This is a genomic window from Sorangium sp. So ce448, assembly GCF_051520915.1.
Classification (GTDB): Bacteria; Myxococcota_A; Polyangia; order Polyangiales; family Polyangiaceae; genus Sorangium; species Sorangium cellulosum_B.
In genome coordinates, this window is record NZ_CP150343.1 from 6,345,991 (window position 1) to 6,359,194 (window position 13,204).

Annotated in this window: 11 protein-coding genes and 1 tRNA gene; 9 read left to right on the forward strand and 3 right to left on the reverse strand. The window is 71.8% G+C overall.

Annotated elements, in window-relative coordinates; translation table 11 throughout:
* Nucleotides 1-18: 18 nt before the first annotated feature.
* Both WMF45_RS23880 and WMF45_RS23885 read right to left on the reverse strand, forming a co-directional pair.
* Nucleotides 19-1,197: a hypothetical protein gene (locus tag WMF45_RS23880; RefSeq protein ID WP_437719146.1), complete on the reverse strand. Its 1,179-nt coding sequence runs from the start codon at nucleotides 1,195-1,197 to the stop codon at nucleotides 19-21.
* Between the two features lie 200 nt (nucleotides 1,198-1,397).
* Nucleotides 1,398-1,484: transfer RNA gene (locus WMF45_RS23885), tRNA-Leu, on the reverse strand.
* A gap of 255 nt (nucleotides 1,485-1,739) precedes the next feature.
* On the opposite strand from WMF45_RS23885, the gene WMF45_RS23890 reads away from it, so the two are divergent.
* The 9 genes from WMF45_RS23890 to WMF45_RS23930 all read left to right on the forward strand — a co-directional run bounded on the left by WMF45_RS23890 (nucleotide 1,740) and on the right by WMF45_RS23930 (nucleotide 10,399).
* Nucleotides 1,740-3,071: a dihydroorotase gene (locus WMF45_RS23890; protein ID WP_437719147.1), complete on the forward strand. Its 1,332-nt coding sequence runs from the start codon at nucleotides 1,740-1,742 to the stop codon at nucleotides 3,069-3,071.
* Entirely contained in the window at nucleotides 3,068-4,534 is a 1,467-nt protein-coding gene (rimO, locus tag WMF45_RS23895; protein WP_437719148.1) for a 30S ribosomal protein S12 methylthiotransferase RimO, read from the forward strand. The genes WMF45_RS23890 and rimO overlap by 4 nt, the downstream gene beginning before the upstream one ends.
* Before the next feature lie 109 nt (nucleotides 4,535-4,643).
* Nucleotides 4,644-5,036: a hypothetical protein gene (locus WMF45_RS23900; protein WP_437719574.1), complete on the forward strand. Its 393-nt coding sequence runs from the start codon at nucleotides 4,644-4,646 to the stop codon at nucleotides 5,034-5,036.
* A 142-nt stretch (nucleotides 5,037-5,178) separates the two neighbouring features.
* Complete coding sequence (locus WMF45_RS23905) at nucleotides 5,179-6,660, forward strand: sigma-54-dependent transcriptional regulator (RefSeq protein ID WP_437719575.1); 1,482 nt, start codon at nucleotides 5,179-5,181, stop codon at nucleotides 6,658-6,660.
* A gap of 85 nt (nucleotides 6,661-6,745) precedes the next feature.
* On the forward strand, nucleotides 6,746-7,402 hold the full coding sequence (locus WMF45_RS23910; RefSeq protein ID WP_437719149.1) for a type IV pilin protein: 657 nt from the start codon (nucleotides 6,746-6,748) through the stop codon (nucleotides 7,400-7,402).
* A 149-nt stretch (nucleotides 7,403-7,551) separates the two neighbouring features.
* Nucleotides 7,552-8,166 (forward strand): type IV pilin protein, encoded by a 615-nt coding sequence (locus WMF45_RS23915; protein ID WP_437719150.1) that lies wholly within the window; start codon nucleotides 7,552-7,554, stop codon nucleotides 8,164-8,166.
* 78 nt (nucleotides 8,167-8,244) lie between these two features.
* Nucleotides 8,245-8,856 (forward strand): type IV pilin protein, encoded by a 612-nt coding sequence (locus WMF45_RS23920; protein WP_437719151.1) that lies wholly within the window; start codon nucleotides 8,245-8,247, stop codon nucleotides 8,854-8,856.
* Nucleotides 8,857-8,915: 59 nt separating this feature from the next.
* Complete coding sequence (locus WMF45_RS23925; protein ID WP_272093088.1) at nucleotides 8,916-9,413, forward strand: hypothetical protein; 498 nt, start codon at nucleotides 8,916-8,918, stop codon at nucleotides 9,411-9,413.
* Nucleotides 9,410-10,399 carry a hypothetical protein gene (locus WMF45_RS23930; protein WP_437719152.1) on the forward strand — a complete coding sequence of 330 codons (990 nt, stop codon included), beginning with the start codon at nucleotides 9,410-9,412 and terminating at the stop codon, nucleotides 10,397-10,399. The genes WMF45_RS23925 and WMF45_RS23930 overlap by 4 nt, the downstream gene beginning before the upstream one ends.
* A 197-nt stretch (nucleotides 10,400-10,596) precedes the next feature.
* Here the strand turns inward: WMF45_RS23930 and WMF45_RS23935 are convergent, their stop codons facing one another.
* Nucleotides 10,597-12,945, reverse strand: a complete 2,349-nt coding sequence (locus WMF45_RS23935) for a PEGA domain-containing protein (RefSeq protein WP_437719153.1) — start codon at nucleotides 12,943-12,945, stop codon at nucleotides 10,597-10,599.
* Nucleotides 12,946-13,204 lie beyond the last annotated feature (259 nt).

A 13,204-nucleotide genomic window follows, 5' to 3' on the forward strand; every position in this document is an offset into this window, starting at 1 on the left:
CTCTCGTCGCGTGAGCGCTCAGGGGATGCAGGTGCGCTCGAGCACACGCAAGACTGCGCGCTTCGTGCTCACACCGGTGCTCATGGGCTCCGTCCATGCGACGCCCACCCGCTCACCGGCGAGCGCGACGCTGGGAGAATCCTTTACGGGAAACACCCCATCCGACACCCGGATCCCTCGAGCAGAGGGCGCTCCGTCGGCGGCCAGCTTCACGAGGAGGGCTTGCCCCTCCACCTTGCCATCGTGGCCGACCCACGCCACGAGGGCCCCGTCGCCGCTCGGCGCGAGCGCGCGCCACTTGCCCTTGCCAACGACCCAGGGCGCCTCGCGCGGCCGCGCCTCGGCGTCCAGCGCGCGGGCGATCAAGGTGGCTCCCTCGCTCCAGACCAGCAGCGCGCCGGCGCTGCCCGTGGCCACAAGGCCGAGCCGCTGATCCCTGTCCGGCGTCTCCTGAGCGGCGCCAGCCGGTCGGTCGCCGCCATGTCGCCTCGCAACGACGTGGGCATTCCCTTCCCTGCCCGCGGCGTCGAACCGCGAGGCCCGGATGCTCCCGTCGTCCTCGTCCTGCCAGGCGACGAGGTAGCCACCGGACGCGTCGGCAGCGACCGTCGGCCAGCGCGGCTTCTTGGCGCTTCGCGTGACCCCGACCGCCTTGAGCTGCGGCTGCGCAGGATCCACCGGCGCGAACTGGAACACCCCCAGGCGCTGACGGTCGGGCCCGAAGGGCGCCGCTGCTACCAGGGCGCCACCTGGAGCGGGCGCGAGGGCCACATGGTCGCTGACCTCCCTCCCGATCGCGCCGACGCGCTGGATCTGCACAGGCGGGTTCGTCTCCCAGCGGGGCCGCGCGTACGCGAGCCCCTCCGCGTCGAACCACGTGACCGCCCATTCGTCGCCCGAGGAGAAGATCCGGAGCCCTGCGTCTCGCGTGCTCGAGATCGCCCTCGCGCGAGCGACCTGCCGGGCCTCGCTATCGAAGCCGGCGAACGCGATCTGCGCGTCCCCTCCCTTGAGGTCCACGAGCCACACGGCCCCGAACGAGCCGTCGGCGCGCCCGGCGATCCCCATCCCCTCGCGCAGGATGTAGGTCGCGATATCACCCGACTTCGCCTTGCACCCTTCGAGGGAGCCGACGGGCACGAACTCCTGGACGCCGGTCCCGCGCGGCAGCTCGGGCTCGGCCGGCGCAGTGGCCACGGCGGGCTCGGTCGGGGCGCTCGACGCAGCGGCGGCAGCGAGGACCGCCCCCGAGGCGCTCGAGCCAGGGGCTGCACTCGCGGCTCCTCCCGCCGAGGGGGAGGAGCGGCGATCACAGGAACTGCTGGAGACGGCGAGCAGGGACAGAGCCACGACCTTGGCAAGAGTCGTGGCTAGAGAAGCAGGATAAGAAGAGCGCTTGGTGCGAAGCAGAGGACTTGAACCTCCACGGGAGTTACCCCACTGGAACCTGAATCCAGCGCGTCTGCCAATTCCGCCAGCTTCGCGAGCGGGGACGGCATCACTACCTCACCCCCTCGCGTTCCGTCAAGCGCTGTATCACGCCCCGAGCGTTTTTCTTCCGCCTGCGGTTCCGTCCGTTACGCATGTTGCGTCCGCTACGCCCGGATCTTCCCGGCTGACCCTGGCGCGGTCTCCTCGGTCTCCTTGCCGCGAGTACCCCAGGACCGCCGCGTCGGTTCCCCCGCTGACGCCGCACCGGTGCACGGCGAGGAGCGCCTGTGCTAGGGGAGCGCGCTCCCATGGCGGCCATCGGCTCACCCCCTCCCCTCCTTCTCTTCGTCGGCGTGCGCGCCGTCGACCCGGCACAACAGCTCGACGACGTGATCGATGTCGTCGTGGAAGACGGCGTCATCACCCGGGCGGGACGCGGCGCAGCGACCGACGAGCTGCGCCGCGCCGACCGGGCCGAGATCATCCAGGGCGACGGGTTCCTGCTCCTCCCCGCGTTCGTCGATCTCCACGCCCACCTCCGCGAGCCCGGGCAGGAGTACAAGGAAGACATCGCCTCCGGGCTGGCGGCCGCGGCGGCCGGCGGCTTCGCCCACGTGTGCGCGATGCCGAACACGCGGCCCGTCAACGACACCCGCTCCATCACCGAGGCCATGATCGCGCGAGCCCGCGCGATCGGCGGTCCCGCGCTCCACCCCATCGGCGCGATCACGATGGGCCAGAAGGGCACGGAGCTCACCGAGATGGCCGATCTCAAGGACGCCGGCGCCGTGGCGGTCTCCGACGACGGCCGCTGCGTGACGTCGAGCTCCGTCATGCGCCGCGCGCTCGAGTACGCGAAGACCTTCGATCTCACGATCATCCAGCACGCCGAGGACCACGCGCTCACCGACGGGGCGCAGATGCACGAGGGGGCGATCTCGACGCGGCTCGGCCTCCGGGGCTGGCCGCGCGTGGCCGAGGACATCATCGTCGCGCGCGACGTGCTGCTCGCCGAGGCCACCGGCGCGCGCTACCACGTCGCGCACATCTCGTCGCTCGGGGCGGTCCGCATCCTCCGCGAGGCGAAGGCCCGCGGCATCGCCGTGACCGCCGAGGTGACGCCGCACCACCTGACGCTCACCGACGCCGCCGTGCTCGGCTACGACACGGCGTGCAAGGTCAACCCGCCCCTGCGCGAGCAGGCGGACGTCGACGCGCTCCGCGAGGCGCTCGCGGACGGCACCATCGACGCGGTCGCGACCGACCACGCGCCCCACTCCACGCTCGAGAAGGACTGCGAGTTCGCCGAGGCGTCGCCCGGCCTCATCGGCCTCGAGCTCGTCGTCCCGGTCCTGCTCGACCTCGTCCGGCAGGGCGCCCTCCCCCTCGGGCGGCTCGTCGACGCCCTCACCCGCGCCCCCGCCCGCATCGCGCGGCTCGAGGCGCCCACGATCAAGGCCGGCGCCCGCGCCGAGCTCTGCCTCGTGGATCCGAACCTGAGCTTCGTGCTCGACCCGGCGCGCCTCCGCTCGAAGAGCAAGAACACGCCGTTCCTCGGCCGGCAGCTCACGGGCCGCGTCAAGATGACGCTCGCCTCGGGGCGGGTCGTCTTCGTCGACGGCGAGGGAGCGGCGACATGAGCTCGCGCAAGGTCCATTTCGTCAGCCTCGGCTGCCCCAAGAACCGCGTCGATTCCGAGGTGATGCTCGGCGTCGCGCGCGCGGCCGGCTACGCGCACGTCGATGACGCCTCCGAGGCCGAGGTGATCGTCGTCAACACCTGCGGCTTCATCGGCGAGGCGAAGAAGGAGTCGATCGACGCCATCTTCGAGATGGCGCAGCACAAGGAGCACGGCAGCTGCAAGCGCCTGGTCGTGTCCGGCTGCCTGTCGCAGCGCCACCCCGAGGAGCTCGCCCGCGAGATGCCCGAGGTCGATCATTTCCTCGGGTCGAGCGACATGCTCAAGCTCGGCCGGGTGCTCGCGGGCGACGCGGAGCGGATGCTCGTCGGCAACCCCGCGGAGTGGCTCATCCAGGCCGCTGATCCGCGCACCCTCTCGACCCCCGGCGGCAGCGCTTACGTCAAGATCGCCGAGGGCTGCAACCGCACCTGCTCGTTCTGCGTGATCCCGGACCTGCGCGGCGCGCAGCGCTCCAGGCCCATCCCGGACGTGGTGCGCGAGGTGGAGCAGCTCGCGGCGGCGGGCGTCCGCGAGATCAACCTCATCTCGCAGGACACGATCGCTTACGGCCGCGACGCGGCGGGCCGCGCCGAGGACGGCGCGCGCGCGACGCTCGCGCAGCTCGTCGAGCGGGTCGCCGACGTGCCCGGCGTGCGCTGGGTGCGGCTCTTCTACCTGTACCCCGAGACGATGACCGACGACCTCGTCGAGCTGCTCGCCGGCCACCCGCGGGTCGTGCCCTACGTCGACATGCCGCTCCAGCACGCCGCCGACGCGATGCTGCGGCGGATGCGGCGCGGCCACGGCGGCGATCGCCTCCGCCGGGTCGTCTCCACGCTGCGCGAGCGCGTCCCCGACCTCACGTTCCGCACCGCGTTCATCGTCGGCCACCCCGGCGAGACCGACGCCGAGTTCGAGGAGCTCTGCGACTTCGTGCGCTGGGCCGAGTTCGAGCGCGTCGGCGTGTTCCGCTACTCCGACGAGGAGGCGAGCCGCAGCTACGAGCTCGAGGGCAAGGTCCCCGCGCGCACGGCCGCGAGCCGCTACCGCCGCCTCATGACGCTGCAGCGCCGCATCGCGCACAAGAAGAGCGCCGCCATGATCGGCCGCGAGCTCGAGGTGCTCGTCGAGGGGACGAGCGACGAGCACGAGTACGTGCTCATGGGCCGCCACGCCGGTCAGGCGCCCGAGATCGACGGACAGGTCTACCTCTCCGGCGGCGAGGTCCGCCCCGGCGAGATGTGCCGCGTCCGGATCACGCAGGCGAGCGACTACGATCTCGTCGGCGAGCTGCTCGACGACGAGGAGAGCGGGCGCGGCGCCGGGCTCCCCCCGGCCGCCGATCTCGGCGCCGTCACGGCGAAGCGGCGCGTCGCCCTGCGCGTGCTGCAAACCGATGGACGCGAGCGCCAACAGAATTGACGGTCCAGCGATCGGGTCGCGGCGCGATCGCTGAAAATCCCGCTGCATCAGCGCGCTCCGCGGCGGAGGGGGCGCGGCACACGGTGTGCTATGACGCCGTGCCGTGCCGATGCTCCGCCGCGCTGCGCTTCACCTCGCCGTCGCCTTCGCGATCTCGCTGCTCGCCGGTGCGGCGTGCCTGAGCCCGACGCTGCCGCTCCCCCCACCCGAGCCAGCCGACACGATGCGGCCCGCCGCAGATCGCGAGGGCGTGTGGCAGATCTCGGGCAACTGCAGCCCTGGCGCGCGCGTCAGCCTCTTCAACGAGCGGACGCAGCGGGGCGTGATCGAGGACGACACCGACGGGAACGGCCGTTACTTCCTCGAGATCGAGGCCCAGGTCTGCGACACCCTGCTCGTATGGCAGGAGCTGGAGGGCAACGGAGGCGAGGAGAGCGAGGCGCAATCGTTTGTCGTCGAGGAGCGCACACCGCTCGGCGTCGTGAACGACGCCTGCCCCTGAGCGCGCGACGAAGCTTCATGCGCCGAAGTGGCAGAGTGACGACGCGGCGACGTGACGATGCGGTGACGTGACGACGCGGCGCGCCGCGCCCGATGGCCGCTCTCGACGCGTGAGCGGAGCATCGTGATAGGGTGTTGGCGTGATGGCGTCGATCCCGCCGAGCATCCCGCAGAACGCCACCCGGGTGCTGGTCGTCGATGACGAGCCGGGCCTCCGCCAGGTGCTCCACATTGCCTTCCACCGCCAGGGCTACGAGGTCGTTGTCGCGCCCGGAGCGCGCGCCGCCATCGAGGCCATCCGCCAGAACCCGCAGCCGTTCCCGCTCGTCCTCACCGACCTCGTGATGCCCGACGGCTCGGGGATCGAGGTGCTCACGGCCGCGAAGGCGCGGAGCAACGCGACCGAGGTGATCGTGATGACCGCGCACTCCACCGTGGAGAGCGCGCTCGACGCGATGCGCCACGGCGCGTACGACTTCGTGACCAAGCCGTTCTCGCCGGCGGAGCTCACCGCGCTCGCCGCGAAGGCGCTCGAGAAGAGCTCGATCGTCGCGGAGAACCAGCGCCTGCGCGCGCAGCTCGAGCGGCTCGATCTCCCGTCGCGCGAGCCGCTCGGCACGAGCGCCGCGATGCAGCGGATCTCCGAGCTGATCGCCAAGATCGCGCCGACGCGCACCACCGTGCTGCTCACGGGCGAGAGCGGGACCGGCAAGGAGCGGGTCGCCCGCGCGATCCACGACCAGAGCGATCGCGCGACCAGGCCGTTCCTTGTCGTCAACTGCGGGGCGCTCCCGGAGGCGCTCATGGAGAGCGAGCTGTTCGGCCACGAGAAGGGCTCGTTCACGGGCGCCGGCGCGCGCTCGATGGGCCTGTTCCGGGAGGCGGACGGCGGGACGCTGCTGCTCGACGAGATCGGGGAGCTGCCTGCCGCGCTTCAGGTGAAGCTCCTCCGCGTGCTCCAGGAGCGGAAGGTCCGCCCGGTCGGCGCCGCCGCGGAGATCTCGGTGGACGTCCGGGTCCTGGCCGCGACCAACCGGGACGTGGAGGCCGAGGTCCGCCAGGGCCGGTTCCGGCAGGATCTCTATTATCGGCTGAACGTCATCCGCATCGAGCTGCCGCCGCTGCGCGAGCGCCCCGGGGACATCTCGCGGCTCGCCGAGCGCTTCCTCCGCCGCTTCGCCGCCGAGCTCGGCAAGGACGTCCGCGGCCTGACGACGGACGCGGTGCGCGCGCTCGACGCCTACAGCTTCCCCGGCAACGTGCGCGAGCTCGAGAACATGATGGAGCGCGCGGTGGCGCTCGCCGGAGGGCCCACGATCGGCCTCGGCGACCTCCCGAGCGCCGTCGCCGGCCTCAGCGCCAGCCCGGCGCCGCTGCTCGCGCAGCTCCCGCCCGAGGGGTGCGCGCTCGACGAGGTGATCGGCGAGGTCGAGCGCCGGCTCATCCTCCAGGCGCTCGAGCGCACCGGCGGCGTCCGCAAGGCGGCCGCGAAGCTGCTCGGCGTCACGTTCCGGTCGCTGCGCTACCGCCTCGCCAAGCACGCCCTTGCCGCCGATGGGGAGGGAGACGACGACCCGGAGGGAGGATCCCGACGAGAATCGTCACCGCCGGGCGCCCTGCAGTGACGGTTTTCGTCACCGCCGCAAAAGAACACAACCCCACACCTCCGGCCCCCTGCCCTCCGCACCTCAAGGAAAACCGAGGCAACTCATGAGCTTCTCGCGCAACTCGAAGACGACGCCGCGCCGCGCGCTCCTTGGCACGTCACCTGCTGGAGCGTCAGGGCGCATGCGGAGCAGGCGGCGACAGCGAAGCGCAGCGAGCCGAGCGTTCACGCTCGTCGAGCTCCTCGTCGTCGTCGCGATGGTGGGTGTCCTCGCGGCGCTCGCCATGGTCGGATACCGCAGGTACATGAACGCGGCGGGCATCGCCGAGCCGAAGGCGGTCATTCAAGGCATCCGCGGTGCGCAGGAGTCCTACAAGGCCGAGATGCTCGTGTACCTCGACGTCTCGAGCACGCTCGAATCATGGTATCCCGCAGGGACTCTCAACGATCGGAAGCGCGGGTGGGGCGGCGCGGGTGACGGCCAGGCCAACTGGCGTCTGCTCAACGTCTCGACGGACGGCGCGGTCCGCTTCGGGTATGCGACGAAGGCCGGCGTCGGCAACGCCTTCACGGTGACGCCGAACGCGGGCTTCACCTGGGCGGGAATCCCCGGGAACCCGCTGGTGAATCCGAACTATCTGCCCAACGGGCCCTGGTATGTCGTCCAGGCGGCCGGGGATCGGGACGGGGATGGAACGCTGGCATTGCTCCTGACGGCATCCACGATGGCCGAGATCTACTGGGAGAACGACGCGGAGTAGAGGAGTGTTCGCCCCGGCGCGGCGCGGAGAGCGCCTGTCCGTGGGAGAGGTTTTCGCGCTGCGGGCCGGCCGAGCCCGCACCAGGCGACATCATGGTCAGTCTCGGCAAAGCATCCAATTAAAGAAAGCATCACGGAGGATCGACACTCATGCGTGCAATCAAGCGATATGACAGGAGAGGCTTCACGCTCGTCGAGCTCATGATCGTCGTCGCCATCATCGGCGTCCTCGCCGCGCTGGCGATCTACGGCGTGCGCCGGTACCTCGCGAGCGCGAAGACGTCGGAGGCCAAGAACACCGTGGGCGCGATCTCCCGCGCCGCCGCCGCCGCGTACGAGCGGGAGACCGCCGCCTCGCAGATCCTGGCCGGCGGTGGTACCTCGGACGCCGCGAGCCACGACCTCTGCGATGACGCGGTCCAGATTCCGGCGACGGTTCCTCAGGGCAGGAAGTACCAGCCGAATCCGGCGGGTGACTTCGCCACCGGCGCCGACAGCGGCACGCCGACCGCGGGTTGGCAGTGCCTCAAGTTCTCGATGTCGCAGCCGATCTACTATCAGTACGACTATCACCGCGGCGAGAACGATCCCGATGTCGTGGGCACGCCCCCTCCGCCCGCGGTCGGTGCCACCGGCTTCGATGCGAGCGCCGTGGGCGATATCGACGGCGACACCGTGCTCAGCGCCTTCTCGCGCGGCGGCACCATCAATGGCGGAGAGCTGGCGCTGGCCACCCAGGTCTACATCTCGAACGAGTTCGAGTGAGGTTCTCTGGCTGCTCGGCTCGCATGAGCCGGGCAGCCGTGCTTCATGGGCGTCGTCTGCGAACGGAAAGGGCGTGTTATGTCGAGCACGACATCGGTCCGTGGACGAGGCTTCACCCTCATCGAGGTCATGATCGTGATCGCGATCGCCGGCGTGCTTGCCGTGCTGGCGATCGTCGGCGTCCGCAACTACCTCGTCACGGCGAAGACGGCTGAAGCGAAGCAGACCGTCGGCGCCATCACCCGCACCGCGATCACCCAGTACGAGCGCGAGCGCGACATCTCGGAGATCCTGTCCGGTGCGGGCCTCGTCGCTGCGAACACCCACCTCCTCTGCGCCTCGGCGACGCCGGTCCCGCTCGCCTTCACCTCCGTCGAGGGGAAGAAGTACCAGCCGAACGATGCGCCGGGCCTCGACTTCAACTCGGGCTCGACGCTCGAGGGCTGGCAGTGCCTCGGCTTCTCGATCAGCCAGCCCATCTACTTCCAGTACTCGTACCAGGTCGGCGGGAGCTACGTCAGCCAGGGCCTGCCTGGCGCCTCCCTCCCCAGCGGGGAGGGGTTCGAGGTGGGCGCGGTCGGCGACCTGAGGGGCGACGGGCAGACGTACACGATCGCCCGCACCGGCGAGGTGCGCGACGGCGAGATCGTGACCAGCACCGCGATCTACACGAACATCGACTCCGACTGACGGCGGCCGCACCTCGCTCGCGCTTGTTCGATCGTGGAGGGGTGAGGTAGAGAGAGCCCATGACCTGGCGCTCCTGGAGCGCGCTGGAGCTCAGCGCGGCCTTCGCGGTCGGCGGCAGCGTCCTCGCCGTCGCCGTCCCCGCGTTCTTCCGAAACCTCAGCGCGTCCAAGCTGAGCGAGCCCATCGAGGGGCTCGACCGGCTGGTGACGAGCGCGGTCGCCTACGCCGAGTCGCGGCCGCAGGAGATCAGCTTCCCCCCGTCCGCCCCGCTGACCCCGGCCCAGGTGCCGCGCGGCGTGCGCGCGGTCGATCCGCCGGAGTCGTGGGAGCACCTCACCTGGCGGTCGCTCGACTTCCGCTTCGAGGGGCCCCACGCGTTCTCCTTCCAGTTCACGAGCGAGCTCGACGCGTCGAAGGCCATGCGCTTCACCGCGACCGCGCACGGCGACCTCGACGGCGACGGCGTGCTGTCCACGTTCGAGGTGCGCGGCGAGCGGATCCCCGGGGAGCCGGCCCGCGTGCTGCCGGGCATGTTCGTGGACCGCGAGGTGGAATGATGGGCGCCCCTCCGGCGCCCGGGCCAGGGGCCCCTCCGGCGGCCCCCTCGCTCCTCGCCCGCCTCGCTGGCGCGCGCGACGCGCTGGTCACGGTCGCGCTCTCGGCCGCCGCCGCCGTCGCCATCGGGAGCGTGCGCGCGCCGGCCGCGGACCTGGAGCGGCGCGTCGCCGAGACCTCCGACGTGTACGTCCTGCCGCCCCCGGACGAGGTGGTCACCCTGTCGCTCGGCTACCGCGCCGCGCTGGCCGATCTGCTCTGGTCGCACGTTCTCGTCTCGCAGGGCATGCACACCCTGGAGCGGCGTCGGTTCGAGAACCTCACCCTGCTGCTCGACGCCATCAACGCGCTCGACCCGACCTTCCGCGAGCCCTACCTGTTCGCGGACGCGCTCATCACGTTCCAGACGAGCGACACGCCGCGCCACGAGATCATCAAGGCGCGCGAGATCATGGAGCGCGGGGTCCAGAACCGCCCCCTCGACGGCGAGATCTGGCTCGCGCTCGGCCAGTTCGTCGGCTTCATCGCGCCGGCCACGTACCTGACCGACCCCGAGGAGAAGGCGCAGTGGCGCCTCGATGGGGCCCGGATGCTCGCGCGCGCCGCGGAGCTCGGCGGCGGCGACGCGAACATCAGCTGGCAGGCGCTCGGCGGCGCGGGCATCCTGGGGCGCGCCGGCGAGCGAGAGGCGCAGATCCGGTTCCTCCAGCGCACGCTCGCCGTCACCGACGACGAGGAGCTCAAGCAGAAGATCCGGGCGCAGCTCGACAAGCTCCTCGACGCGCGCGACGCAGAGAAGTACCGCCGGCGCCTCGACGGGTTCCGCGAGCTCTGGCGGCGCGATCTGCCGTTCGTCAGCAACACCGCGATCCTCGTGCTGGGCCCCCCGCGCGACCCGGCGTACTGCGCCGGCGGCGCGCACGCGGACGAGCCGCGCTGCGCGACCACCTGGCGCGCCTGGGCGGAGCGGGTCGAGGGCGAGCGGTGAGCTGCCCCGGGCGCTGAAGCGGCGCGCGCCGGACGCGGGCACGACGCCCGGGCGTCCCCGGAGCGGGCCGAGTGAACCGCCAGAGCCCGCAAGGCCGGCGTCCAGCGGCCTGGACTCGATGACAGCTCGTCCGGGTGTCCCTGGCGGCTCCCTCGGCGCACTTGGCGGCTCTCCAGGCGTCGCTGGCGGTCAGATGTTCATTCGAACTTGACGGCCGCGGTCTTGGTCTCGCCTGCCTTCAGCGTGACGGTGACCGACTTCTTCCCGAGATCGGGATGGATGAACATCACCGTGTGCGACCCCGCAGGGACGCTGACGCCCACCTTGGGCGTGCTCCCCAGCGGCCGCCCGTCGAGGACCACCTTCGAGACCGGGATCGAGTTGATGTTCAGCGTCGCACCGCCAGCAGCCGCCGCGGGCTCCGGCGTTTCCGCCGGCGTCTCCGCCTTCGGCGCGGCGGCCACGGGCTCCGACCTCGGTGCAGCCGGCTCCGGAGCAGGCGCGGGCGCAGGCGCTGGCGCCGGCGCGGCGGCGGCCGGCTCGGACTTGCGCGCCTCCTCGAGCGCGATCCGGATCGTCTTCTCGGCCTGCCCGTCCTCGAACGAGATCGACTGAGAGAAATCCTGGTGCCCCTTCTTCGTCGCCACGATCTTCCAGCGCTCGGACGCGGCGACATCCACCTTGACCGGCGGCTTCTTCCAGGCCGAATCGGGCAGCTTCTTCTCCGTGCCCTTGGCGCTCACCAGCTTGACCGAGGCGCCCGACGTCGCGAGCTCCAGCGTCACTTGCCCCTTCAGCACCTTGAGCGCGACCGCGCCGAGGTCCTTCATCTGACCCTGGCCGACGTCCACCGTCTGCTCCAGGGGCTCGAAGCGCTCGCCGCCGTCGAAGCGGATCTTGTGCTCCCCCGGCGGCACGCTGACCTCGACGGGCAGCGCGCCCTTCTCCTCGCCGTCGATGAAGACCTTCACGCCGGGCGCGCCCGACGCCTTCAGGCCAGTCGTGGTCGACGCGCTGGTGGAAGACCGCTCCGCGTTGGCCGCGTCGAGCGTGATCACGACGACCTTCTCCTTGCCGCCCTCGACGATCTCGACGGTGTCGCGCGGCGGGAAGTCGGCGGCGAGGATCTTGACCACCTTCGAGCCGGGCTCGAGATCACGCACGACGCAAGGCACGGTGTCGCAGCGCTTCTGACCGTCGAGGAAGATCTCGGCCCGGTCGACGGAGCCGCCGCCCGGGGTCTTCAGGTCGATCGTCAGCGCGCCCTTCTTCGGCACCAGCATGACCACCGCCAGGATGAGCACGGCGACCAGCGCGAGCCCGCCGAGGAGCACGCCCGCCTTGCCGGCGCCCTGCTGCACCACGTGGCGCGGGCGGATCTCCGTCGGCTCGTCCTTGCGCGACAGCGCGCGGAGCCCGAGGTCCGGCGGCATCGCCGGCGCGGGCGGGGCGCTCGGGATCGGCGGCGGCGCCGGGACGGGGGTGCGCACCCGCGAGGCCGACGCCGCGCCGCCGGAGCTCGCGACGAGCGCCGCGGCCGCCTTCGGGATCGCCGGCGAGCCCGCCGCCGGCAGCGCGCTCGAGCGCCCAGGATTGTAGTCGTTTCCCTGCTTGTCGTAGACGTGGGTCGACTCCTCGTCGTCGTCCCAGTTCATGTCGACCGCGGTGCCCTTGGCCGAGCGAGGCTTCGCGTCGTCACCCGCCTTCTGCGGCGGCTTCACCGACGGCAGGCGCACCGGCGGAGGGACCACCGGAGGCAGCGAGGCCGAGGCCCCGCTGACCGGCGCCGGCGGCAGCGGGCTCTTCGACGGCAGGGCCGGGGCGCTGATCGCGGGCAGGGACGGCTGGCGCGACCGAGGCGCCACAACGGGCGGCAGGGAGCCCGTCTTGACCGAAGGAGGCATCGGCGGCGGAAGCGACCCCGGGCTCGTCCCCTTCGCCGTCAGGGGCGGCGGAAGCGACGCCGGACCGGTCCCCTTCTGCGTCACGGCCGGCGGCGGGAGCGACGGCGGCGGGAGCGACGGCGGCGGGAGCGACGGCGGCGGGAGCGACACCGGACCGGTCCCCTTCGGCGGCACCGGCGGCGGAAGCGACCCCGGGCTCGTCCCCTTCGCCGTCAGGGGCGGCGGGAGCGACGACGGGCCGGCCCCCTTCTGCGCCACGGGCGGCGGAAGCGGAGACGGCACGCCGCTGGGGAGCGTCGCCGCATGGTTCGGCGGCGGCACCGCCGCGCCGACGAGGGTGCGCGACCGCGCAGGCGGCGAGGGAGGTACGAGGGCGGTGCTCGTGGCGGGCGACTTCTTCTTCGCGAGCCCCTCGAATACGTCCAGATCGCTGCCGCCCTTGTTGTCCGCCATGTTCGAGAACTCCTCAGGATATGCGGCGCCGTTCGCAGCGGCGTCCCGGAAACGGAAACGATCGCGCATGCTCCGCGCGACGAGCGTGAGCTCGATGTACAAGCGCTCGTCGCGGGCGAGCTCGGAGCGCGCTAGAATCCCCTGATCCGCTGCAGCGTACCGCCGGTCCGGTGACTTCGCGAGCGCCATCGGGAGGATCTCGGCGGCAGCGAGGCGCCGCGCGCGCCGCGATCTCGCGCGGATCCAGCGCTCCACCGCCGGCGATGCGACGCGCGACGTCCGCTGCGCTCCGCAATGCGACGCTGCGCGCGATCCACCCCCCGCACATCGCGCGCACGCCCCCGCCCGGCGAGCCCACGCAGATCCGCGCCGAGATGTCGCAAGCTCCGAAGGATCGCAGTCGATGCACCGGCCGACGTGTATTAGTCCGTCGGGCCGCCAGCGCACA

Excerpts from the sequence above, each read along its gene's own strand:
- WMF45_RS23905 (WP_437719575.1), top strand. The coding sequence starts at position 5,179 with ATGGCGTCGATCCCGCCGAGCATCCCGCAGAACGCCACCCGGGTGCTG.
- WMF45_RS23900 (WP_437719574.1), top strand. The coding sequence starts at position 4,644 with ATGCTCCGCCGCGCTGCGCTTCACCTCGCCGTCGCCTTCGCGATCTCG.
- WMF45_RS23935 (WP_437719153.1), bottom strand. The coding sequence starts at position 12,945 with ATGGCGCTCGCGAAGTCACCGGACCGGCGGTACGCTGCAGCGGATCAG.
- WMF45_RS23890 (WP_437719147.1), top strand. The coding sequence starts at position 1,740 with ATGGCGGCCATCGGCTCACCCCCTCCCCTCCTTCTCTTCGTCGGCGTG.
- WMF45_RS23930 (WP_437719152.1), top strand. The coding sequence starts at position 9,410 with ATGATGGGCGCCCCTCCGGCGCCCGGGCCAGGGGCCCCTCCGGCGGCC.
- WMF45_RS23915 (WP_437719150.1), top strand. The coding sequence starts at position 7,552 with ATGCGTGCAATCAAGCGATATGACAGGAGAGGCTTCACGCTCGTCGAG.
- WMF45_RS23925 (WP_272093088.1), top strand. The coding sequence starts at position 8,916 with ATGACCTGGCGCTCCTGGAGCGCGCTGGAGCTCAGCGCGGCCTTCGCG.
- WMF45_RS23910 (WP_437719149.1), top strand. The coding sequence starts at position 6,746 with ATGAGCTTCTCGCGCAACTCGAAGACGACGCCGCGCCGCGCGCTCCTT.
- rimO (WP_437719148.1), top strand. The coding sequence starts at position 3,068 with ATGAGCTCGCGCAAGGTCCATTTCGTCAGCCTCGGCTGCCCCAAGAAC.
- WMF45_RS23920 (WP_437719151.1), top strand. The coding sequence starts at position 8,245 with ATGTCGAGCACGACATCGGTCCGTGGACGAGGCTTCACCCTCATCGAG.